General features: G+C 64.6%; 18 protein-coding genes. 7 read left to right on the top strand and 11 right to left on the bottom strand.

Going from position 1 to position 21,751, the window contains the following annotated elements:
• Window positions 1-65 precede the first annotated feature (65 nt).
• On the bottom strand, window positions 66-1,514 hold the full coding sequence (locus WD006_RS13175; protein ID WP_011519364.1) for an NAD-dependent succinate-semialdehyde dehydrogenase: 1,449 nt from the start codon (window positions 1,512-1,514) through the stop codon (window positions 66-68).
• 152 nt (window positions 1,515-1,666) lie between these two features.
• Between WD006_RS13175 and WD006_RS13170 the strand changes: the two genes are divergently transcribed.
• From WD006_RS13170 to ubiT, 4 genes are all read left to right on the top strand, one after another.
• Entirely contained in the window at window positions 1,667-2,503 is an 837-nt protein-coding gene (locus WD006_RS13170) for an IclR family transcriptional regulator (protein ID WP_080711341.1), read from the top strand.
• A 117-nt stretch (window positions 2,504-2,620) separates the two neighbouring features.
• Window positions 2,621-3,649, top strand: a complete 1,029-nt coding sequence (ubiU, locus tag WD006_RS13165) for a ubiquinone anaerobic biosynthesis protein UbiU (RefSeq protein ID WP_029306437.1) — start codon at window positions 2,621-2,623, stop codon at window positions 3,647-3,649.
• A gap of 33 nt (window positions 3,650-3,682) precedes the next feature.
• Window positions 3,683-4,603: a U32 family peptidase gene (locus WD006_RS13160; protein WP_011519361.1), complete on the top strand. Its 921-nt coding sequence runs from the start codon at window positions 3,683-3,685 to the stop codon at window positions 4,601-4,603.
• Window positions 4,600-5,055 (top strand): ubiquinone anaerobic biosynthesis accessory factor UbiT, encoded by a 456-nt coding sequence (ubiT, locus tag WD006_RS13155; protein ID WP_011519360.1) that lies wholly within the window; start codon window positions 4,600-4,602, stop codon window positions 5,053-5,055. The genes WD006_RS13160 and ubiT overlap by 4 nt, the downstream gene beginning before the upstream one ends.
• Window positions 5,056-5,106: 51 nt before the next feature.
• Here ubiT and WD006_RS13150 read toward each other — a convergent pair whose 3' ends face one another.
• Entirely contained in the window at window positions 5,107-6,099 is a 993-nt protein-coding gene (locus tag WD006_RS13150) for an Lrp/AsnC family transcriptional regulator (RefSeq protein ID WP_029306436.1), read from the bottom strand.
• 539 nt (window positions 6,100-6,638) lie between these two features.
• On the opposite strand from WD006_RS13150, the gene WD006_RS13145 reads away from it, so the two are divergent.
• Window positions 6,639-7,139, top strand: coding sequence for a hypothetical protein (locus WD006_RS13145; protein ID WP_224444281.1), 501 nt, complete (start codon window positions 6,639-6,641; stop codon window positions 7,137-7,139).
• Between the two features lie 54 nt (window positions 7,140-7,193).
• Here the strand turns inward: WD006_RS13145 and WD006_RS13140 are convergent, their stop codons facing one another.
• The gene (locus tag WD006_RS13140; RefSeq protein WP_008651043.1) at window positions 7,194-7,508 is read right to left on the bottom strand and encodes an H-NS histone family protein; all 315 of its coding nucleotides are present in this window, start codon (window positions 7,506-7,508) and stop codon (window positions 7,194-7,196) included.
• Between the two features lie 561 nt (window positions 7,509-8,069).
• The gene (locus tag WD006_RS13135; RefSeq protein ID WP_011519356.1) at window positions 8,070-9,452 is read right to left on the bottom strand and encodes an NCS2 family permease; all 1,383 of its coding nucleotides are present in this window, start codon (window positions 9,450-9,452) and stop codon (window positions 8,070-8,072) included.
• Between the two features lie 492 nt (window positions 9,453-9,944).
• Here WD006_RS13135 and WD006_RS13130 point away from each other — a divergent pair, with 492 nt between their 5' ends.
• Complete coding sequence (locus tag WD006_RS13130; protein ID WP_011519355.1) at window positions 9,945-10,907, top strand: chemotaxis protein; 963 nt, start codon at window positions 9,945-9,947, stop codon at window positions 10,905-10,907.
• Window positions 10,908-10,975: 68 nt separating this feature from the next.
• On the opposite strand, the gene WD006_RS13125 is transcribed toward WD006_RS13130, so the two are convergent.
• The gene (locus tag WD006_RS13125; RefSeq protein ID WP_029306434.1) at window positions 10,976-13,318 is read right to left on the bottom strand and encodes a cytochrome P450/oxidoreductase; all 2,343 of its coding nucleotides are present in this window, start codon (window positions 13,316-13,318) and stop codon (window positions 10,976-10,978) included.
• A 17-nt stretch (window positions 13,319-13,335) separates the two neighbouring features.
• A complete protein-coding gene (locus WD006_RS13120; RefSeq protein WP_375199047.1) occupies window positions 13,336-14,271 on the bottom strand; it encodes a Bug family tripartite tricarboxylate transporter substrate binding protein in 936 nt (311 codons plus the stop codon).
• A 176-nt stretch (window positions 14,272-14,447) separates the two neighbouring features.
• Between WD006_RS13120 and WD006_RS13115 the strand changes: the two genes are divergently transcribed.
• The gene (locus tag WD006_RS13115; RefSeq protein ID WP_011519352.1) at window positions 14,448-15,263 is read left to right on the top strand and encodes an IclR family transcriptional regulator; all 816 of its coding nucleotides are present in this window, start codon (window positions 14,448-14,450) and stop codon (window positions 15,261-15,263) included.
• A 38-nt stretch (window positions 15,264-15,301) separates the two neighbouring features.
• Here the strand turns inward: WD006_RS13115 and WD006_RS13110 are convergent, their stop codons facing one another.
• From WD006_RS13110 to hppD, 5 genes are all read right to left on the bottom strand, one after another.
• Window positions 15,302-16,009, bottom strand: coding sequence for a glutathione S-transferase N-terminal domain-containing protein (locus tag WD006_RS13110; RefSeq protein WP_029306431.1), 708 nt, complete (start codon window positions 16,007-16,009; stop codon window positions 15,302-15,304).
• A 97-nt stretch (window positions 16,010-16,106) separates the two neighbouring features.
• Window positions 16,107-17,639 (bottom strand): amino acid permease, encoded by a 1,533-nt coding sequence (locus WD006_RS13105; protein WP_029306430.1) that lies wholly within the window; start codon window positions 17,637-17,639, stop codon window positions 16,107-16,109.
• Window positions 17,640-17,750: 111 nt separating this feature from the next.
• Window positions 17,751-18,947, bottom strand: coding sequence for an amino acid aminotransferase (locus WD006_RS13100; protein WP_011519349.1), 1,197 nt, complete (start codon window positions 18,945-18,947; stop codon window positions 17,751-17,753).
• Window positions 18,948-19,004: 57 nt separating this feature from the next.
• Entirely contained in the window at window positions 19,005-20,393 is a 1,389-nt protein-coding gene (locus WD006_RS13095; protein WP_011519348.1) for an amino acid permease, read from the bottom strand.
• Window positions 20,394-20,572: 179 nt separating this feature from the next.
• Window positions 20,573-21,646 (bottom strand): 4-hydroxyphenylpyruvate dioxygenase, encoded by a 1,074-nt coding sequence (hppD, locus tag WD006_RS13090; RefSeq protein ID WP_011519347.1) that lies wholly within the window; start codon window positions 21,644-21,646, stop codon window positions 20,573-20,575.
• Window positions 21,647-21,751 lie beyond the last annotated feature (105 nt).

The raw sequence follows: 21,751 nt of genomic DNA, 5'->3' as shown, positions 1-21,751 counted from the left end.
CCGGTGTGTGGTTTTCTGGGTTGTCTTCCCTCTCCCCTGTTAGTGAGCGGGAGAGGGGGGCTCAATCACATCTGCAGGCAAAGATACTTGATCTCGAGGTATTCCTCGATGCCGTGGCGCGAGCCTTCGCGGCCGACGCCGGATTGCTTGATGCCGCCGAACGGTGCCACCTCGTTGGAGATCAGGCCCGTGTTCAGGCCGACCATGCCGTACTCCAGCGCCTCGGCGGTGCGCCATGCGCGCGAGATGTCGCGGGTGTAGAGATAGGCGGCCAGGCCATACTCGGTGGCGTTGGCGGCGGCAACGGCTTCGTCGTCCTGCTTGAAGCGGAACAGCGGTGCCACCGGCCCGAAGATTTCTTCGCGCGCCATGCGCATGTCGGCGGTGGCATTGCCGATCACGGTCGGCGTGTAATACGTGCCGCCGAGCGGGTGCTTGCCGCCACCGGCCAGTACCTTGCCGCCCTTTGACGTGGCATCCTCGACCAGCGAATTCACCTTCTCGATCGCGGCGTCCTCGATCAGCGGGCCGATCACCACGCCTGCCTCGAGCCCGTTACCGACGCGCAGCTGAGCGGTGCGCTCGGCAAACTTCGCGGCGAACGCATCGTAAATACCGTCCTGGATGTAGAAGCGGTTCGCGCACACGCAGGTCTGGCCGCCGTTGCGGTACTTGGCAACGATTGCGCCTTCCACGGCCGCATCGACGTCGGCATCGTCAAAGACGATGAACGGCGCATTGCCACCGAGTTCGAGCGACAGGCGCTTGATGGTCGGCGCCGACTGAGCCATCAGGATGCGGCCCACTTCCGTCGAGCCCGTGAACGACAGCTTGCGCACGATCGGGCTGGCCGTCAGCACGCCACCAATGTTCCGGGCGTCACCGGTGACAACTTGCAGCACGCCTGCCGGCACGCCGGCGCGATGCGCGAGTTCGGCCAGCGCGAACGCGGACAGCGGCGTCAGTTCGGCCGGCTTGATCACGATCGCGCAGCCAGCGGCCAGCGCCGGCGCCACCTTGCGCGTAATCATCGCGGCCGGGAAGTTCCACGGGGTGATCGCGGCGCACACACCTACCGGCTGGCGCAGCGTGACCAGCCGCTTGTCGGCGGCAGGCGTGGCCAGCACTTCACCGTCCACGCGCTTGGCTTCCTCGGCGAACCACTCGATGAAGCTGGCGGCGTAGGCGATCTCGCCCTTGGCCTCGGCCAGCGGCTTGCCTTGCTCGCGCGTCATCAGGTAGGCCAGGTCGTCGGTATTGGCCAACATCAGGTCGAACCAGCGGCGCAGGATATTGGCGCGCTCCTTGCCGGTCTTTGCCGCCCAGGCTTTCTGGGCGACTTCCGCGGCAGCAACGGCGCGCGTGGTCTCGGCAGCACCCAGGTCGGCCACCCGGGCGATGACCTCGCCAGTGGCCGGGTCCGTGACGTCGAACGTGGCGCCCGAATCGGCGCTGATCCATTGACCGTCGACATAGGCCAGTTGCTTGAACAGCGAAGGGTCCTTGAGTTGCATGGCGAAATCCTCGGGTTGCATTCGTCGGGTTTGCGGTGTTTAATATCGTTCAATAGATTGAACGATATTCGATATGCGGAACGATGGAATATCTTACGCCCTCGTCGGAAAGACCGCCAGAGGGCAAGAACCGTTCCGATAGCAGCCAGCCCATGCCAAAGACAGCCTATGCCATTCCCGCCGCAGATGCGGCGGACGCCGCGCCAGCGCTCAAGTCCACTTCGCCTGCCGTGGTGCGCGCGGTCCAGGTGATGGACGCCGTGGCGGCAGCGCACGAGCCGCTGACGCTGGCCGACCTGACCCGGCTGACCGGCGCGCCCAAGAGTTCGCTGCACGGCATGTGCGACACGCTCGTCCAGCTTCAATTGCTCAAGCGCCTGCCGGGCGGAGCGATGGCGCTGGGGCCGCATGTGATGAGCTGGGCCAATGCCTTCCTGTCGCAGACGCAGATCACGGAAGAATTCCGGGCGCTTTGGGACGAGACCGACGCCTTTCACGACGCCACAGTCACGCTGTCGATGCTCGATGGCGCCGAGGTGGTGTACCTGGCCTGCCAGAATGGCGATCGCCCGTTGGGCGTGACCTTCCGCATCGGCATGCGGCTGCCCGCGCCATATACGGCCACGGGCAAGGCCATGCTCAGCACCGTACCGGCGGCGGAAGTCAGGAATCTGTTCGATGGGGGGATGCCCGTGCCGCTGACGCGCGCGAGCGTGGCCACGGTCGCGGCGCTGGTGGATGAGCTCGAACAGGTTCGCGCACTCGGGTACTCGATTGACAACGGTCAGATGCGCGATGGCATGACTTGCTTTGGCGCACCCGTGTTCGACGCCACGCGTTCGCGCGCGGCGGGCGCCATCGCGGTCAGCTACCTGACCAGCGAGATCGATGCGCCGACCGGTAAGCAAATCGGCGGACAAGTCCGTGCGTTGGCCGACCAGCTTTCCGCGCGGCTCGGCGCGGGTCACCTGTCGCGCGCACTGGGCTGATACAGCGGCCAACGCCGGCAAACGCGGCGCGACGCTTTCGTTTCGTTTGCGCCGAGTCAAAGGCCCACCATCAGCGTATCGCTAGCATCCGGGAACTCCCTTTCCGGACCCGATGCGATGAATCCACCCTTGGCGGCGCCCGTGCGCCGCCCTCAACTTGTCGCACCCGCAGGCTCGCTAGCAGCGCTGCGCATGGCGTTGCAGCACGGCGCCGACGCGGTGTATCTGGGCCTGCGCGATGCCACCAACGCGCGCAACTTCGGCGGTCTGAATTTCAGCGAGGACGATATCCGTACCGGTGTGGCCGAGGCCCACGCACGCGGTGCCGAAGTGCTGTTCGCTATCAACACGTTCGCGCAGATGGGCCACGTCGAGCAATGGCACCATGCCGTCGACACGGCCGCCGCGCTCGGCGCGGATGCGGTCATCATGGCCGACCCCGGTCTGATTGCCTATGCCGCGAAACGCCATCCGTCCCTGCGCATCCACCTTTCCGTGCAGGGCTCCGCCACCCACGCCGATGCAATCGAGCTGATGCGCGAGCAGTTCGGCATCCGGCGCGTCGTGTTGCCGCGAGTGCTCACGGTCACACAGATTGCGAAGCTTGCCCGCCAGACCGATATCGAACTTGAAGTCTTTGGATTCGGCAGCCTCTGCGTGATGGCGGAGGGCCGGTGCCTGCTGTCGTCCTACGCTACCGGCGACTCGCCTAATAACAAGGGCGTCTGCTCTCCGGCCCATGCGGTGCGCTGGGACGAACAGGACGGCACGATGCAGGCGCGACTGTCCGGCATCCTGATCGACAGCTACGCCCCTGGCGAGCCGGCGGGCTATCCGACCCTCTGCAAGGGCCGATTCACGGTCGAAGGCGAGCGCGGCTACGTGCTGGAGGAACCCACCAGTCTCAATGCGGTATCGCTGCTGCCCACTCTGATCGACATTGGCATCGCCGCGATCAAGATCGAAGGCCGGCAGCGCAGCCCGCGCTACGTCGCCGACGTGGTGGGTGTGCTGCGCGCGGCCATCGACGATGCATGCCGCGATCCGAAGCGCTTCGCGCCGCGCCAGGAATGGCAGGCCACGCTGGGACGCCACGCCGAAGGCGACCAGGTCACGCAAGGCGCGTACGAGCGGCCCTGGCGCTGAGCGGCGTCCAACCATCACAAGCCAGGATTCCACATGGCAATGCCCACACAGCAATCTCCCTTGTTTCGAATTTCCCTCGGCCCCTTGCTTTACTACTGGCCACGCGCGACGGTGCTGCAGTTCTACGCGTCGGTCGCGGACAGCCCCGTCGACCGTGTTCATCTCGGCGAAGCCGTCTGCACGCGGCGGCACGAATTGCGCCATGCGGACTGGCTCGAAATCGCGCAGATGTTGCGCGAGGCAGGCAAGCAGGTGGTGTTGTCGACGCCGGTGCTGGTCGAATCCGACAGCGATATCGCAGTCATGCGCCGGGTTTGCGGGCAGGACGACTACCTGGTCGAAGCCAACGACCTTGGCGCGGTGCGCTGCATGGGCGGGCGTCCGTTCGTGGGCGGCCCACACCTGAACGTCTATCAGGGCGACACGCTGGCATGGCTGGCATCGCTTGGCGCGGTAGGTTGCACGGTGCCGGTCGAAATGGATGGCCGCACGATGGCCGCGCTGGCCGCGGCGCGACCGGCGGGTCTTGATCTGGAAGCGCTGGTCTGGGGGCGTATGCCGCTGGCGTTCTCCGCGCGCTGCTTTACCGCACGCCATCACCGTCTGCGTAAGGACGCTTGCGAATTCCGCTGCCTGGACTATCCAGACGGGCTGGTGGCCGACACGGGCGAGGGGCAGGCGTTCTTCACGCTCAACGGCATCCAGACGCAGTCGGCCACTTGCCTCGATCTCTGCGCCGAAGTGTCGCGGATGGCAGAGGCCGGTGTTGGTCTGATGCGTGTCAGCGCCCATTCCACAGGCACTTTCGAAGCGATTGCCCATCTCGATGGCATTCGCCACGGAATGCCGGCGGCGCCGAGTCCGGTCATGCCTGCGGACGCGGCACCCAGTAACGGGTACTGGACGGGCAAGCCGGGCATTCGATGGATTGAGAGCGAGGAGGCTACGGCATGACGATGCTGACCGGATTGATGTCGCGGGTGCACCGGCACATGCCGGCGCCCGCGCGCGCGTTGCCCTTCGTGTTGGCCGTGGAGGCCATGCGCCGCTCGGGATGGCTGGAGCCGCCGGCCGCGCTGAATGGCCATACGTTTCGGCTGACGGTCGAGGATATCGGCTTGGAAGTGCGCTTTCGATGTGTCGATGGCCGGTTTGCGCCGGGGCCATTCGATGGTTCCGCGTCGGACCTGACCTTGCGCGCCAAGGTGGCGGACTACCTGCGCCTGATTAGCGGCGATGCCGACACGGACACGCTGTTTTTCCAGCGCCGCCTGTCGATCAGCGGCGACACTGAACTGGGCCTGGAAGTCAAATACTGGCTGGATGCCGCGCCACGCCCGACGTGGGTAGGGCCATTCGCCGCGCGGTTGTCCGTGCTGTTTCCCGCGCCGGCCACGGCGTCCTGAATGGAATCCTGAATGGAAAAATAAGGCCCGCGCAAGCGGGCGGGCGAGGGCTTAGACCCTCGCCGGTATATTGCCGTAGCGCGTGCCGCGCTGCTTGAAGCAATGGCTGGCACGAAGTACAGCGTGCGGCATGGCGGCTAATCCGCCAATCGCATCGAAGCGCGACAGCGTCATCTCGAGTTCGTGCATCCCGCGTGCGTGCACCATGGCAAAGAGGTTGTATTGCCAGTTTGGCAGGCGTCGTGGGCGTCGGTAGCACAGCGTGACGTGCGGCAGGCTGGCGATGCGCATCCCGATGGCATCGACGCGCGCATCGGGCACATTCCACACGCACATCGCATTGTGCGAATACCCGAATGGCCGATGGTGCAGGATGACGCCAAAGCGGCGGATCACACCGTTCTTGCGCCACCGCTGCAGGCGCTGCAGCGTCTCGGTCAGTGGCAGGCCACAACGTTCGGCCAGCGCGTGATAGGGCTCCGGCGTCAGAGACAGGCCAGGTTCCAGCGCGGCCACCAGACGCCAGTCGCACTCGTCCATCTCGGGCTTGGGCACGGATACTGGTGGTGCTCGCCGGGTTGGTTTGCTGGCTTCCCGGCCCTTGCCGAGTGGAAAACCGAGGTCGATGTGATATTCGCGTTCGAGTGGCAGATCAATCGGCTGGTACCCCACGTCGTCGGCGATGTGGTGCAGCACGGCATCGAGCATCGTGCGATCGCGCGCGCCTGCGACAAACCAGAGGTTGTAGCGGTGACCCGTACGGGCATAGTTGTGACTGATTGCCGGGTCCGCGTTCAGACGTTCGGCCACCTGCTTCATTTCATTGGGCGGCACCGCCAGCGCGGCCAGCGTGCTTGTCCCGATCGAATTGGGGGCGAACACCGCGCCGATGCGGCTGATGCGTCCGTTGCCGAGGTCTCGTGCAAGCAGGCTCAGTACCGTTCGCTCGGAGAGGCCGAGTAGTGATGCCGCGCGTTGATAGGGGCGGGTGTCGAGCGGGAAATCGTGCTGAATGCGGTCGTAGAGTTGGGTGTCATCAAACATGGCGACGATCGGGTCTATCCACTTGGATTGGCCCGGGCGCCAGGTGTCAAAGCCGAAGCATCAAGGCCGATGCCGTGGCCGCGAGTCCGAGGAGGGACCGATGTCGCCCGAGACATGGGGGCATCATCGTGAAGTTCCGCGTAGTCACGGTTGACCGGTGTCAACGGAGGCGGAGATGCCGTGTCCCACGGCCGCAGATGCAAGCGCGCAGCGTACTGGCAGGTGGGAGTCCGAACTTGGGGCGGAGGCGTTCCTGATCTACATTGACCAGTTCCGGCGTCGTGTTATCGGCAGGGCTGCCTAAATCTTGTGCAGTCCAGTGCGGTGCCGTACATAAAGGGCTAGCGCGAACCGCTCGGGCAGGATATCCACAGAACCTGTGGATATCCTCACCGCCCACAGGGTCATACCCGGGACGGGACGGCGCCTCCCGGCTTTCGCTTCATCGTCGGTCAACTGTCATCTTCGTACGTCCTATGCGCCTGAACCGGTCCGCTGCCGTGCTCTGTATCCCCTGCGCTCTCGTGCTGGGCGGTTGCGTGAGCCATTATCGGGTACCGTCCGACGCGCCTTACGCGATGGTGCGGGTGACGACCAGCACCGACGACCGTACGACCTTCAGCGTGTTGGACCCCGCAAGCTGTCCCAAGGCGCCGTGGCCGCTTGTGCTGGCGGGAACCGGAAAGCAACTGGCCGCGATGGGGCGCGACAGAGAGCCGGATATGGTCGGAAGCTCCCCGGAACCGCCGTCACGAACGCGCGAGCGGAAGGTAGCGGTGGATAAGCGGATTTACGTGGCCGTGACGTCGACGGCTGCGCCACCGGCCGAGGAGGTTCGTTGCGCGGCGGGGGTGTCGTTCATCCCGCGAACGGGCGCGCAGTACGAGATCCGGTACACGAGGGATGAGACCGCGCAGCATTGCTCGGCGCGGGTGCTCCGACTGGAGCCAAGGGGGGATGGGGGTGCAAACGTTGCGCCCGAGCCAACGCAACTCGGATTCCGGGCGTTGCGTAGCGAATATCTTTGCGAGGCGCGCTGAGCGGCGCGCCTCGTGCGGCAGCCCGGCGTTTGCCGGACTGCCCGCTGAACTCTCTTACGCCTGTTCGATCAGGAAGCGCTCGGGGCGCTTGCCGAGCCATGCCGGCGCGCGGCCACGGCCTGACCAGGTTTTGCCGGTTTTCGGGTCAAGGTACTTCGGCGGCAGGGACGACGTCTTGCGTGCCACGGTGGCGCCGCTGGCCGGACGACCGCGACGGCGCTTGGGTGCGATGTCCTCGACGGTCAAATCATAATCGGCCATCAATTGGCGAATTTGCTCGATCACGCCAGCCACTTCATTGGCACGAACTTCATTGAGCTTGGCTTCGAGTGCTTCTTTTTCCGCTAGCAACTGCTTGTAGGTCGGCATTTTTGGATCCCCGATAGATTTGTGGCGGAATGTTACAGGACATCGCAACGCACCCGCACAACAAAAATATTACAAAAAATATCTGAAAAAGCACGGGTCAAACGCTAATTTGCGAACGAAAAATTCGCTTTGCATCGCGTCTATTAGACATATGGCGCAGGCAAGTCCGCCCATTATTGTGATTGGGTTGCGCGCTGCGGCGGAGGCGGATAGCCATCGGCGCCGACCGGCATCCTAACCAAAACGCGGCAAGATAGCCACCCGGGATTTTATGGCGCTGTATCCGGGCAATCTGGATAAGCGGCTGAGGGAGGTTGAGTCACCCGGATTTCAATCCACGATTGACGAGTCATCGTGGTCGGCGAATGGCGCCGATGATATTTCTGTCGGGTTTTTGAATGACGCTGCATCGATTCTTCGGAGCTTGCCGATACAGTGCCGACAATAACTAACCGGAGAACGAGAGGAAGAAAAAAGCCTCCGGGGGGAAAGTCCCCGGAGGCTGGCAAATCCACCGGTCATCCCAGGTGGAGGAGACAAGATTCTCGGTGATGGGTGCGATCAGATCGCCCAGCCACCTGCATAGAACGCGGCCAGCGCGACGGCAATCGCGACCGTGCCGATATTGAGCTTGCGCCATTCGCCCGAGACGATGCGGCCGATCACCAGCGTGCAGAAGCCGAGCATGATGCCGGTGACGATGTTGCAGGTCAGCACGATGAACACGGCGCAGACCAGGCCCGAGAGCGCGTCGACCAGGTCATCCATGTGCAGGCGCGACACGCTCGACAGCATCAGCAGACCCACGTACATCAGCGCGGGAGCGGTGGCGTACGACGGCACCAGCCCAGCCAGCGGCGAGAAGAACATCACGGCCAGGAACAGCGCGCCGACGGTCACGGCAGCCAGGCCGGTGCGGGCGCCCGCGGCCACGCCGACGGTCGATTCGATATAGGCCGCAGCCGGGGCGCCGCCGAAGAAGGCCGAGAAGATCGAGCTCACGGAGTCGGCGGTCAGGGCGCGGCCACCGTTGTGGATGCGGCCCGTGGCGTCGAGCTGGTTGGCCTGACCGGCCACCGCGCGGATCGTGCCGGTGGCGTCGAAGACGGCGGTCATCACCAGTGCCAGCACACTCGGCAGCACCGCGGCGGACAGCGCGCCGCGAATATCCATGGCGCCAATCAGCGAGGTGTGACCCGGCGCGGAGAGCGTCGGCAGCGCGAAGATGCCGGTGAACTTGACCGATGGATCGAAAACAAGGCCGAGCGCCGAGATCGCCACGATCACCAGCAGGATGCCACCCGGCACGCGGCGACGCTCAAGGCCGAAGATCGCGGCCAGTCCGAGGATCGACATCATCACCGGGAAGGCGGTGATATTGCCGAGCGAGACGGGCAGTCCGGGTCCGGGGTTCTTGATGACGAGGCCGACTTCGTTTGAAGCGATCAGCAGCAGGAACAGGCCGATACCGATGCCGGCGCCGTGTGCCACGCCTGCGGGCAGGTTGCGCAGGATCCAGGTGCGCACGCCGGTCACCGAGATCGCGGTGAAGACCACGCCCATCAGGAACACGGCGCCCAGCGCCACGGCGGGGGACAGGTGCTGGCCCAGCACCAGGCCAAAGGCCATGAACGCGGTCAGCGAGATCGCGCAACCAATGGCAATCGGCAGCTTGGCCCAGAGGCCCATCAGTAGCGAGCCGAAGGCGGTGGTAAGGCAGACGGCGACAAATACCGCGCTGGTATCGAAGCCGGCCTTGCCGAGCATCCCAGGCACGACGAAAACGGCATACACCATCGCCATGAAGGTGGTGATGCCGGCGACGACCTCGCGGCGCTGCGTGCTGCCGCGCGCGCTGATCTGGAAGTACTGGTCGATTTTGCCTTGGGCAGTGGGGGGCGCGGCATCCGTGTCCGCGACGGACGGATAGGGCTGTTCGATCATGATGTTGTGTCTCCTTGCAGGGGGCGCTGCGCGCGTCCGCGTACGGATCGGGCGTCAGCCTCGTCTCACATGGTTCCGGGTGTGAGGGCGGAGGTCCCGTGGGCATCGGGCAAGGGGTGCGGTCGCTCTTTCCTCGGTGTCCGGCCCTAGGGCCGGGGCCGGTCAGCCACCTCTGATGGGCGGGATCCGGCGAGGCTCAAAGGTAGGCGAGCGTGACGTTGTCTTCATCATCGAGGGAACATGCGGAACATGCCGGGGGCTGAATAACCCCGGGTTTGCAGTGCATTGCGAGGCTCAGGGATTTCCCTTGGTGCGCGTGCGACGGCGTTCGGGGAGCGGTATGCGTCACAAGTGCGCCATGGACGCGTCACTGGTACGTCATTCGAGCGCGGGCACTGCGTCGCGGGTCGTGCCGGAGGCTAAAGGTTGAAGCCTCCCGGCCGTTAGTTCCTCGGCAATACCCGTATTCACCCCATCCAGCGGAGCAAGAGCATGACCAGCGCGATGAGAGACATCGACGAGCGCACCAACCTGACCAACAACAACCAGTTTGAGTTGCTGTTGTTCCGACTGGGTGATGCGGCACACACCGGGCAGTCCGAACTGTTCGGCATCAATGTGTTCAAGGTCCGTGAAATTCTGGTGATGCCGCCGGTGACCAGCGTGGTCGGCGCGGAACCGTCGATCCTGGGCATGGCCGATATCCGTGGGCAGGTGATTCCGGTCATCGACCTGCCGCGCCTGCTGGAATGCAATCCGAAGTCGGGCCTGAACATCATGCTCGTGACCGAATACGCGCGGTCCACGCAGGGCTTCGCGGTGGAAGCGGTCGAGGAAATCGTCCGCCTGGACTGGAACCAGGTGATCTCCGCCGAGACCAGCGTGAAGGGTGGGCTGGTGACCAGCATCGCCAAGCTCGATGCGGGTGGCGAGAATCCGCGGCTGGTGCAGGTGCTGGATGTCGAGCAGATCCTGCGCGACGTGTTGCCTTCGCGCCAGCCGGACGTAGATCCGTCGACCGTCGGCCCGGCATTGTCGATCCGCCCCGGCAGCAAGATTCTCTGCGCGGACGACTCCGCGCTGGCGCGTGGTCTGATCGAAAACGGCCTCAAGGCAATGGGCGTTCAAGTCGTGATGACCAAGTCCGGTCAGGAAGCCTGGGACATGCTCGGCGAGATCGCCGACCTGACCGCCAGCAAGGGCGCCACGGTCCGCGACGAGATCGCGCTGGTGCTGACCGATCTGGAAATGCCGGAGATGGATGGCTTCACCCTGACGCGCAAGATCAAGGCCGACGCCCGGCTGAAGTCGCTGCCGGTGGTGATCCACTCATCGCTCTCGGGCGAGGCCAGCGAGGAGCACGTGCGCAAGGTTGGCGCCGATGCGTACGTGTCGAAGTTCCTGGCGAAAGATCTGGCCGATACGATTCGGGGTGTACTCGCACGGCATCCGTGATGCCGTGCTGAGTGGCGTTGTTGCCGGTTGATGCGCCACGGGCTGGCGCATCAAGCCCTCGCGCCGGCTTACAGCCCCAGCACGATCTTTCCGCCCTTCGCCGCTCGCGAGCAGCAGGCCATCATCCGGTTGTTCGCATCACGCTCGCCGCGCGTCAGCACGACGTCGCGGTGGTCGATCTCGCCGGCCAGCACGCGCACTTCACACGATCCACACAGGCCTTCCTCGCAATCGCTTTGCACGTCGATGTTCGCGGCGCGCAGGGTGGCGAGCAGCGTCTGGTCCGGAGGAACTTCAAGCGTCAGCCCCGAGTCCTTCAGTTCGACCGCAAACGGCTGTTCCCTGGAGGGATCGAGCGTTCCAAGCTTCGAACTGAAGTGTTCGACGCGCAGCGAATCCTCGGGCCATGTCGCGCACAGGGCTTCCAGCGCCTCGATCATCCGGGCCGGTCCACAAGCGTAGATCTGCGTGTTCGCATCGGGTGCGCCGAGCACTTGCGCGAGATCGGCGCGCTGGCCTTCATCCGCGGCATGAATCCGCACGCGATCACCATGCAGGGCGCGCAGTTCATCGATCATCGCCATGGAGGCACGGCTGCGGCCGCAATAGTGGAAGGTGTAGTCGACGCCCAGTTCTTTCGCACGCCTTGCCATGGCGCTGACCGGAGTCACGCCAATGCCACCGGCGATGAAGATCGCGCGACGGCAGGTCTCGTCGAGCCGGAAGTGATTGCGCGGGCCGCGCACCTTGAGCTTGTCGCCTGCGCGCAGGCTGGCATGAATCCACGCCGATCCACCACGGCTTTCGGGCTCGCGCAGCACCGCGATCTCGAAGGTGCTGGTATCGGCGGGGTCGCCGCACAGCGAATACTGGCGCGAGATGCCGGTGTGGCCGCATTCGACGTCGATATGCGAGCCCGGCGACCAGCGCGGTAGCGCGCGGCCATCGGGCGAAACCAGGCGGATCCTCACCACCCCCTGCGCGGCCGTTTCGACGCGCTCGACAACGAGCGTGCGGCCGGTGGTGCCGCCAGTCGGTTCGCCGATGCGGACCGCATCACGTGGCGCCAGTACCGTCGGATCGGTCCGTTCGGGGTTGCGTGCCGGGTCCCATTCGACCCAGAGATGCTCCGGGCCACGGAACGAGGTGTTCGGCACGTAAGTGAAGCGTTGATCGGCCAGATGCATATGGGGCAGCCGGCTGGTCAGTTCCTCCAGGAAGATCTGCATCTCCATGCGCGCGAGGTTTTTGCCCATGCACTGGTGCGAGCCGTAGCCGAACGTAAGCTGGTCGCTGGCATTGTCACGATGGATGTCGAACAGGTCGGCATCGGCGAAATGATGTTCGTCGTGGTTGGCCGACGACGTGACGATCAGCAATTTGCTGCCAGCCGCGAGCGACATGCCGCCCACTTCGGTATCGCGCGTGACGAGGCGCCGCCAGGCGGCCACCGATCCGTTGTGCCGCAGGCATTCTTCCACCGCGTTTGGAATCAATGCCGGGTCTTCGCAGATCTCCCGCCAGACATCGGGATGTTGCAGCAGCAGCTTGATCGCGTTGGCCGACGCATTGGCCGTGGTCTCGTGCGCGGCCACGATGCCGGCCATCATCATCGAGTGCAGGTACGAATCGGTGACCACCTCGGGCAGTTCGCGCTGTTTGCGCAGGCCGTACTGCATCCAGCCCGGGCCGGATGGATCTTCGCGCATCTTGTCGAGAATGCGGCCGGCCAGTTGCCAGAAGTTGCCCACAGCGTGGGCCACGGCCACCTGCTCCTCGGGCTTCGGGCGGCCCCATGTATTGACCGTATGGGCGATCGAGTACTGGCGCAACAGGTCCATGTCTTCCTCGGGCACGCCGAGGAAATGCAGCGCCACCGTCAGCGGCACCTCCCAGAGCATCTCGTCCACCAGATCCGCGCGCCCGGTGTCGATGAAACGGTCGACGTACTCGCGTGTGAGTTTGCGCACCATCGGTTCGTGGTGGGCCAGTTCGGCGGGTGTGAACGGCTCCATCAACGCGCGGCGGCGCGGCATGTGCGCGGGCTCGTCCTCGTTGACGAGCGTGCGATTCATCGCGTAGCCGTACGAGGCCAGCACCGCATTGGCCGCCTCACCCGTGGGCGTGATCTTCTCGAGCGCAATCGACGGGCTGAAGGTGATGTTGTCGCGAAAGATCGCCTTGATGTCGTCGTAGCGCGTCACCACCCAGTAGCCGAGCTTCGGGCTGTAGAACACCGGCTCCTGCGCGCGCGACCAGCGCACGTACTCGGGCGGGTCCTGCTGGTAGCCGTCCTCGAAGGGATCGAACGCCGCCGCCTGGTGGCTGACCGGGCAACCGTTGGGCGCGCGCAGGGCGCTGTGGTCGATCGGGCAGCTTCCACTGCTGGCGGGTGCGTTCGTCTGCGGCATGGTTCAGTCCAGCGAGATTAGTCCAACGTGATCTTCAGATCGTGAATCAGCTTGGTCCAGCGCGTGCTCTCGGCACGCAGCAGGTCGCTGTATTGCGTGGGGGAACTACCTACCGGCTCCACGCCGAAATCCACCAGCTTCTTGTTGATGGCGGGGTCCTTGATCGACGCCACCACCTGCTTGTTCAGCGTGGCAATCACATCGGGCGGCGTGCCGGCCGGCACTACCATCCCAACCAGCGCGGCGGCCTCCACATTCTTGTAGCCAAGTTCCGCGAACGTCGGCACGTCAGGCAGTTGCGCCAGACGGGTGGGATTCGCCACGGCCAGCGCGCGCACCTTGCCACCCTTGATGAAGCCCGCGCCGGCAGCGAAGTCGACCATCATCGCGGGAATCTGGCCCGCGGCCACGTCGGAGAGAGCGGGGCCGGCGCCGCGATAGGGTGCGTGTGTCATGGTCAGGTGCGCTTCCACCTTGAGCAGTTCCATCGCCAGATGGTGAGGGCTGCCCGCACCGGCGGAACCATAGTTGATGCCGCCGGGCGCGGCCTTGACCTGTGCGATGAATTCCTGCGCTGTCTTCGCGGTGCTACCCGGTCCCACCACCAGGATCATCGGGAAGCGGCCAATCAGCGTCACCGGCGCGAGATCGCGGGTGGGGTTATAGGACAGCGTCTTGTACAGCACGGGGTTGAACACCAGCGTGCCGTTGTCGGCGGAGAGCACGGTGTAACCGTCAGCGGGCGAACGTGCGGTTTCCGATGCGCCGATCGCCGTGTTGCCGCCGGGCTTGTTGTCCACCACCACCGGCTGGCCGATCTTTGCCGACAACCCCTGTCCGATCGTGCGTGCCAGGAAATCCGAACCCCCACCGGCTGCATACGGCACGATCCAGCGGATCGGCTTGGTCGGATAGCTATCGGCGGCATGTGCCGCGCTGGCGGCAAATGCCATGGACGTCACAGACACAATGGATGCAGCGAACAGCGCTGCAGGCTGAGAGGGGCGCATCAGGTTGTCTCCTTGGTATTTGGCCGGATGGTATTTGGCCTGTTTTGCGTAAATCATATACGCATTGCGTAATCATTGAATGAGGGTTAACCGCAGACGCCATGCCAAGGACACCCGCCATGCCAGCCATACCTGCCGAATCCACCCCCGCACCGCGCCCGCGAGCGCGACGCCAGCGCGTGCAGGCTGCCGAGACCGGCATGGCCGTGCTCAAGGGGTTGGCCCGTCTGGGCGGCCGCGCCAGCCTGACGGCCATCGCCGCGCAGCTCGACGAAAGTCCGGCCAAAGTGCACCGATATCTGGTGAGCCTGATGGAGGAAGGGTTTGTGGCGCAGGAGGCCGGCACGCAGCAGTACCACCTCGGGATCGAGGCGCTGCAGATCGGGCTGGCCGCGATGCGGCAGGCCGATCCGCTGCGGCTGTCGGAAGCCGCCCTAATCCGCCTGCGCGAGCGGCTGGAAGTGACCTGCTTCGTCGCGGTGATGGGAACCCGCGGGGCGACCATCGTACGCATTGAGGAACCGGGTTTGCCGGTCACGGTGAACGCGCGCGTCGGTTCGGTGATGCCATTGCTGTCTTCGGCCACCGGACGCGTGTTTCTGGGACTGCTCGATGAATCCAGCGTGGAGGCACTGGCGCAGGAGGAACTGGAGATGCTGCCGCCTGACCGAAGGGCGCTGCTCGATGCTGTCGATCCGCTCGGCAAGTTGCGCGAGCCCGTTCGCGCACAAGACTGCGCATCGGTGCGTGATACGAACCTGAAGGGCATCAGCGCCGTGGCGGCGCCGGTGCGCGACTACACGGGCCGTGTATGCGCGGTGCTGACGGCGCTGGGCGCGACCGGTGGGTTCGATCCTTCGATCGACGGACCAGTCGGCCGCGCCGTGCGCGAAGAAGCCGCGGCGATCAGCGCGTTGCTGGGCTACGCCGCGTAATACGCCACGTAATTCGCCTTATCCGGCATGAGTCCGGATCATTCAGGGCGCTTCGGGATATTGACCGCGCGTTGCACGGCCGGGCGGGCCACGAACGCACCGAGCACGCGCGTGACTTCGGGGAAGTCCTGAATGCCGACCAGATCGCCGGCTTCGTAGAAGCCCAGCAGGTTGCGGATCCACGGGAAGGTGGCCATGTCGGCGATCGTGTAGTCGTCGCCCATGATCCATTGGCGACCCTTCAGGCGTTCGTTCAGCACGTTCAGCAGGCGGCGCGATTCGCCGACATAGCGGTCACGCGGACGCTTGTCCTCGAAGTCCTTGCCGGCGAACCGGTTGAAGAAGCCAACCTGTCCGAACATCGGGCCAATGCCGCCCATCTGGAACATGACCCACTGGATCGTCTCGTAGCGCAGGGCCGGATCGGCGGACATGAACTTGCCGGTCTTTTCGGCCAGGTAGAGCAGGATCGCGCCCGATTCCCACAGTGCCAGCGGCTTGCCACCGGGGCCATTGGGGTCGAGGATGGCCGGAATCTTGTTGTTCGGATTCAGTGACAGGAATTCCGGCGTCATCTGGTCGTTCTTGTCGAAGCGGACCAAATGCGGTTCGTAGGGGAGGCCGGTTTCCTCGAGCATCAACGATACCTTGATGCCGTTGGGGGTATTCAGCGAGTACAACTGCAGGCGATCCGGATGTTGCGCCGGCCATCGCTTGGTAATGGGGAAGGCGGACAGGTCTGCCATGAGATCCTCGTAACGTTGAAGGCTAGACGAGGATGGTAAACGCTTCGGCGGAAGGTTGCCGAAGCGCCCGGTCACTCGGGCGCTTCGGTATGCCGTGCTATTCGGCCGATGCCGGGGCCAGAGGCCGCGTCACGGGTGAATCGTCCTTTTCGATCTCAGGCAGGGCCGGGAATTTCATTTCGGCATACGGCACGAAGCGCGACTTGCGCACGAGCCGGTAGCCGAGCCAGATCAGCAGGAAGATCGGAATGCCCACATAGGTGGCCGTCACGGCCACCCAGTCGATCTTGCCTTCGCTGAAGGCCTGGTAGTTCTGGCCGAGTGTGACGATCATGCACAGCACGAACGCGAAGATCGGCCCGTAAGGAAAGAACGGTGAGCGATAGGGCAGGCGGTTCAGGTCGAGGCCCTGCGCCATGAAGCCCCGGCGAAACCGGTAGTGGCTCACCGCGATGCCCAGCCACGCAATGAAGCCGGTCATGCCCGACAGGTTCAGCAGCCACAGGTAGACCGACTTGCTTTCGAACAGCGACGTCAGGAAGCACAGGCCGCCGACGGCGGTGGTGGCCAGCAGCGCGACCAGGGGCACGCCGTTGCGGGTGAGTTGCGCGAAGATACGCGGCGCGCGGCCCTCGGTGGCCAGGTTGTAGAGCATCCGCGTGGACGCGTACATGCCGGAATTGCCGGCCGAGAGCACGGCAGTCAGGATCACGGCGTTCATCACGCCCGCGGCAAACGCAAGACCCGCATGGCGGAACACCAGCGTGAACGGGCTTACGCCTACGGTTTCCACGTCGGTCTTGAGCAGGCTGGGGTCGGTGTACGGAATCAGGATGCCGATGATCAGGATCGCCAGCACGTAGAACAGCAGGATGCGCCAGAACACCTGACGCACCGCGCGCGGGATGTTCTTGGCCGGCTCGTCGGATTCCCCGGCGGCCACGCCGATCAGTTCGGTGCCCTGGAACGAGAAGCCCGCGATCATCGCCACCCCGATCATGGCGGGCAGGCCGCCGACGAACGGCGCATCGCCGGTGGTGAGGTTGGCCAGTCCGCCTGCGTGGGAGAAATCACCGCGCATGATGCCGAAGATCATCAAGGTACCGATGACGATGAAGGCGATCACCGTGAGGACCTTGATCAGCGCGCACCAGTATTCCGCTTCGCCGAAACCGCGCACGGAGATCGCGTTGAGCGCGAACATGAGGCCAAGGAACAGGGCGCTCCATAGCACGCCTGGCGTGTCGGGGAACCAGTACTGCATGACGAGCTGCGCCGCGGCCAGCTCCACGGCGATCGTGACGGCCCAGTTGTACCAGTAGTTCCAGCCAAGCGCGAAACCGAAGCCCTCGTCGACGTACAGCGCGCCATAGGTGGCAAAGGACCCGGACACGGGCATGTACGCGGCCAGTTCGCCCAGGCTGGTCATCAGGAAGTAGACCATCGCGCCGATCAGGATGTAGGCGGCCAGCGCGCCGCCGGGGCCGGCCTGGGCGATCGTGGCGCCTGAGGCGACGAAGAGTCCGGTGCCAATCGACCCGCCGATGGCGATCATGGTCAGATGGCGCGCGCGCAGTTCGCGGCGCAGGCCGGGAACGGGGACGGCTGGTGTTGTATTGGTATTGGACATAGGCTGCCGGCCATGGAGGTGGGCGGCATCATAAGACAAAAACGCCGGACGGGAAAAGAACAAGGCCACCCGAGGGTGGCCTTGTGACTGCAAAGGCGTGCTTCAGGCGTTTCAGGCCTTCAGCACCTGCCCGATGGCGTTGGCGACGACGCCCACGTTGCGCTCGTTCAGACCGGCCACGCACATGCGGCCCGAGCGCAGCACGTACACGCCGTGCTCGTTCTTCAGGCGGTCGACCTGATCGGCCGACAGACCGGTGTACGTGAACATGCCGCGCTGGGTGATGTAGCGCGAGAGCTTTTCGCCGCTCACATGCTCGCGCAGGTGGTCGTGGATGGCCTGGCGCATACGGGTGATGCGCTGGCACATCGCGGCCAGTTCCTGCTCCCAGTTCGCGCGCAGCGCCGGCGTGGTCAGCACACGGGCCACCACGCGCGCGCCGTGGGTCGGCGGGTTGCTGTAGTTGGCGCGCACGGCGCCGGTAAGCTGGCCCAGCACACGGCTGGCTTCGTCGGCGCTTTGGCAGACCACCGAAAGGCCGCCGCAACGCTCGCCGTACAGCGAGAAGTTCTTCGAGAACGAATTGGCCACCAGGCAGGGCACATTCTGGCGGGCCAGTTCGCGCACGGCGAAGGCGTCATCGTCCAGGCCCGAGCCGAAACCCTGGTAGGCCATGTCGACGAACGGCAGCAGCTTGCGCGCCTTGAGCACGCCGATCACCTGGCGCCACTGGTCCTGGTTCAGGTCGACGCCGGTCGGGTTGTGGCAGCACGCGTGCAGCAGCACGATGTCGCCTTGCGGGATCGCTTCGATCGCGGCAAGCATCGCGTCGAATTTCAGGCCGCCGGTGGCCGGATCGTAGTACGGGTAAGTGTTGACCTTGAAGCCGGCACGCTCGAAGACCACGCGGTGATTCTCCCAGCTCGGATCGCTGATCCACATCTCCGCCTTCGGGAAGTAGCGCTTCAGGAAATCGGCGCCGACGCGCAGCGCGCCCGAGCCGCCCAGCGTCTGCAGCGTGGCGACGCGGCCTTCGGCGCGGGCGGCGCAATCCTCGCCGAACACCAGCGCCTGCACGGCCTGACGATACGCGGCCATGCCGGACATCGGCAGGTACGGGCGCGGACCCATGTCCGACAGCAGCGCGGCCTCGGCTTCCGCCACGGCCTTCATCACCGGCAGGCGGCCTTCGTCGTCGAAGTAGATGCCGATGCTCAGATTGACCTTGTTGGTACGCGGGTCCTGCTGGAAGTCCTCGTTGAGCGAGAGGATCGGGTCACCCGGAAAGGCTTCTATATGTTCGAACATGGGATGCGTCTGGCTGTTTGGTTCAGGAGGGCGGCGGCCCGGAGGCCGCACCGGCAATTACTGGATCTGGGCGCTGGCGGCGGGCATGGCCGAACCGGCCTTTTTCTGCCGGAGGCGATAGCTTACGCCAAGTACGCCAAGCCATACCGGAATCAGGTAGACCGAGATGCGCAGGCCAGGCGTCAGGAACATCACCACGAGGATGCCTGCCAGGAAGGCCAGCGTCACGTAGTTGGTCAGCGGGTAGCCCAGGCTCTGGAAGCGCGTGGTCTTGCCGGCGGCTGCCTTGGCGCGACGGAACATCAGGTGGATGATGCTGATCATCGCCCAGTTGATGATCAGGGCCGAGACCACCAGGCCCATCAGCAGTTCGAAGGCCTCGCCGGGCATGAAGTAGTTGATCACCACGCAGATGCCGGTGGCGATGGCCGAGACGGCCAGCGCGGTCAGCGGAATGCCGCGGCGGTTCACGCGCATCAGCGAGCGCGGGGCGTTGCCTTGCTGCGCCAGGCCCAGCAGCATGCGGCTGTTGCAATAGACGCCGCTGTTGTAGACCGACAGGGCGGCGGTCAGTACCACGATATTGAGCACGGTGGCGACCACGTTGCTGTTCATCGCGTGGAAGATCAGCACGAACGGGCTGCCGCCGGTCACGACCTTTTCCCACGGATACAGCGACAGCAGCACGGCCAGCGCGCCGACGTAGAAGATCAGGATGCGGTAGATGACCTGATTGGTCGCCTTCGGGATGCTCTTCTCGGGGCTGTCTGCTTCCGCAGCGGTGATGCCCACGAGTTCGAGGCCGCCAAACGAGAACATGATCACAGCCATGGCCATCACCAGGCCGCTGAAGCCGTTCGGGAAGAAGCCGCCGTGTTGCCACAGGTTGGCGATGCTGGCGTCGGGGCCCGCGGTGCCGGTGGCCAGCAGGTAGCCGCCGAAACCGATCATGCCGACGATGGCCGCCACCTTGATGATCGAGAACCAGAATTCCATCTCGCCGAACGACTTCACGCTGGCAAGGTTGATCGCGTTGATGATCAGGAAGAAGGCCAGCGCGGAAATCCAGGTCGGAATGCCGGGCCACCAGTACTGGACGTAGATGCCGACGGCCGATAGTTCGGCCATGCTGACGAGGATGTAGAGCACCCAGTAGTTCCAGCCGGACATGAAGCCGGCGAAGTGTCCGCAGTACTTGTTGGCGAAGTAGCTGAACGAGCCGGCGACGGGCTCGTCCACGACCATTTCGCCGAGCTGGCGCATGATGAAGAAGGCGACCACGCCGGCCAGCGCGTAGCCCAGCAGCACCGAGGGGCCGGCCAGCTTGATGGTCTGGGCGATGCCCAGGAACAGGCCGGTGCCGATGGCGCCGCCCAGCGCGATGAGCTGGATGTGACGATTCTTCAGGCCACGCTTGAGCGTGCCTTGATTGTCGGGAGCGTGCATGAGTTGTTTCCTCTACCCATTCTTGTGGAATGTCGGGCGCGTCTCTCTTGAGGCGGACGCTTGTCAATAAAGCGCGCCGGCGTGGGTGACGCCGGGCGCAGGGTGCGCGCCGCCATCCGGGGGGATGCCGGCGCAAATCTGTATCAAGCGGGGAGGCGGGGGCGAAAGCCCCCGGAAGATCAGACCTTCAGCGTGCCGCGTTCGATCTGGTCGCGTTCGAGCGATTCGAAGAGCGCCTTGAAGTTGCCTTCGCCGAAGCCATCGTCGCCGGAGCGCTGGATGTATTCGAAGAACACCGGGCCGAGCACAGTCTTCGAGAAGATCTGCAGCAGCAGGCGCGGCTTGCCGCCTTCTGTCGTGCCGTCCAGCAGGATGCCGCGGGCCTTGAGCTGGTCCACCGGCTGGCCATGGCCCGGCAGACGAGTGTCCAGGGCCTGGTAGTAATAGTCGTTCGGTGCCGTCATCAGTTCGACGCCGGCCATCTGCAGGCTGTCGATGACTTCGATCAGGTTGTCGACAGAGAAGGCGATGTGCTGGATGCCTTCGCCATTGAACGCCATCAGGAATTCCTCGATCTGGCCGGCGCCCTTCGACGACTCTTCATTCAGCGGGATGCGGATCTTGCCGTCCGGCGCGGTCATCGCCTTCGAGGTCAGGCCCGTGTATTCGCCCTGGATGTCGAAGTAACGGATTTCGCGGAAGTTGAACAGGCGCTCGTAGAAGCTCGCCCAGTACGCCATGCGGCCACGGTAGACGTTGTGCGTCAGGTGGTCGATCAGCTTCAGGCCGTGGCCCTTCGGGTGGCGGTCCACGCCCTCGATGAATTCGAAGTCGATGTCATAGATCGACTTGCCGTCTTCGAAACGGTCGATCAGGTAGAGCGGCGCGCCGCCGATGCCCTTGATCGCGGGCAGGCGCAGTTCCATCGGGCCGGTAGCGATTTCCACCGGCTGGGCGCCCAGCATCAGCGCGCGGTTGTAGGCCTGGTGGGAATCCTTGACGCGGAATGCCATGCCACAGGCGCTCGGGCCGTGTTCGGCGGCGAAATAGGCGGCGGGGCTATGCGGCTCGTTGTTGACGATGAAATTGATGTCGCCCTGGCGGTACAGCACGACGTCCTTCGAGCGGTGACGGGCCACCAGGGTGAAGCCCATTTTCTCGAACAGCGGTTCCAGGACGTTGGGCGTGGGCGAGGCGAATTCAACGAACTCGAAGCCCATCAGCTTCATCGGGTTTTCAAAGAGGTCGGCCATGGTCAGTGCTCGGGGGCGGATGCGGGGGTGGAAATAATATTGCGGCGGGGAAACGGATTGGGGGCACCCGGAGGCGCTTCCCACGCTGCTCGACATGCGAAAAGT

It is taken from the genome of Cupriavidus sp. Met-2, from assembly GCF_049843575.1.
GTDB classification, from domain to species: Bacteria; Pseudomonadota; Gammaproteobacteria; order Burkholderiales; family Burkholderiaceae; genus Cupriavidus; species Cupriavidus metallidurans.
Note: the sequence above shows the minus strand (reverse complement) of the source record. Positions and strands in the feature narration are given on the sequence as shown.

Coding starts and splice junctions, on each gene's coding strand:
- WD006_RS13120 (WP_375199047.1), bottom strand. CDS start 14,271: ATGGCATTTGCCGCCAGCGCGGCACATGCCGCCGATAGCTATCCGACC.
- WD006_RS13100 (WP_011519349.1), bottom strand. CDS start 18,947: ATGTTCGAACATATAGAAGCCTTTCCGGGTGACCCGATCCTCTCGCTC.
- hppD (WP_011519347.1), bottom strand. CDS start 21,646: ATGGCCGACCTCTTTGAAAACCCGATGAAGCTGATGGGCTTCGAGTTC.
- ubiU (WP_029306437.1), top strand. CDS start 2,621: ATGAATCCACCCTTGGCGGCGCCCGTGCGCCGCCCTCAACTTGTCGCA.
- WD006_RS13140 (WP_008651043.1), bottom strand. CDS start 7,508: ATGCCGACCTACAAGCAGTTGCTAGCGGAAAAAGAAGCACTCGAAGCC.
- WD006_RS13175 (WP_011519364.1), bottom strand. CDS start 1,514: ATGCAACTCAAGGACCCTTCGCTGTTCAAGCAACTGGCCTATGTCGAC.
- WD006_RS13160 (WP_011519361.1), top strand. CDS start 3,683: ATGGCAATGCCCACACAGCAATCTCCCTTGTTTCGAATTTCCCTCGGC.
- WD006_RS13135 (WP_011519356.1), bottom strand. CDS start 9,452: ATGATCGAACAGCCCTATCCGTCCGTCGCGGACACGGATGCCGCGCCC.
- WD006_RS13125 (WP_029306434.1), bottom strand. CDS start 13,318: ATGCCGCAGACGAACGCACCCGCCAGCAGTGGAAGCTGCCCGATCGAC.
- WD006_RS13095 (WP_011519348.1), bottom strand. CDS start 20,393: ATGCACGCTCCCGACAATCAAGGCACGCTCAAGCGTGGCCTGAAGAAT.
- WD006_RS13105 (WP_029306430.1), bottom strand. CDS start 17,639: ATGTCCAATACCAATACAACACCAGCCGTCCCCGTTCCCGGCCTGCGC.
- WD006_RS13170 (WP_080711341.1), top strand. CDS start 1,667: ATGCCAAAGACAGCCTATGCCATTCCCGCCGCAGATGCGGCGGACGCC.
- WD006_RS13130 (WP_011519355.1), top strand. CDS start 9,945: ATGACCAGCGCGATGAGAGACATCGACGAGCGCACCAACCTGACCAAC.
- ubiT (WP_011519360.1), top strand. CDS start 4,600: ATGACGATGCTGACCGGATTGATGTCGCGGGTGCACCGGCACATGCCG.
- WD006_RS13115 (WP_011519352.1), top strand. CDS start 14,448: ATGCCAGCCATACCTGCCGAATCCACCCCCGCACCGCGCCCGCGAGCG.
- WD006_RS13110 (WP_029306431.1), bottom strand. CDS start 16,009: ATGGCAGACCTGTCCGCCTTCCCCATTACCAAGCGATGGCCGGCGCAA.
- WD006_RS13150 (WP_029306436.1), bottom strand. CDS start 6,099: ATGTTTGATGACACCCAACTCTACGACCGCATTCAGCACGATTTCCCG.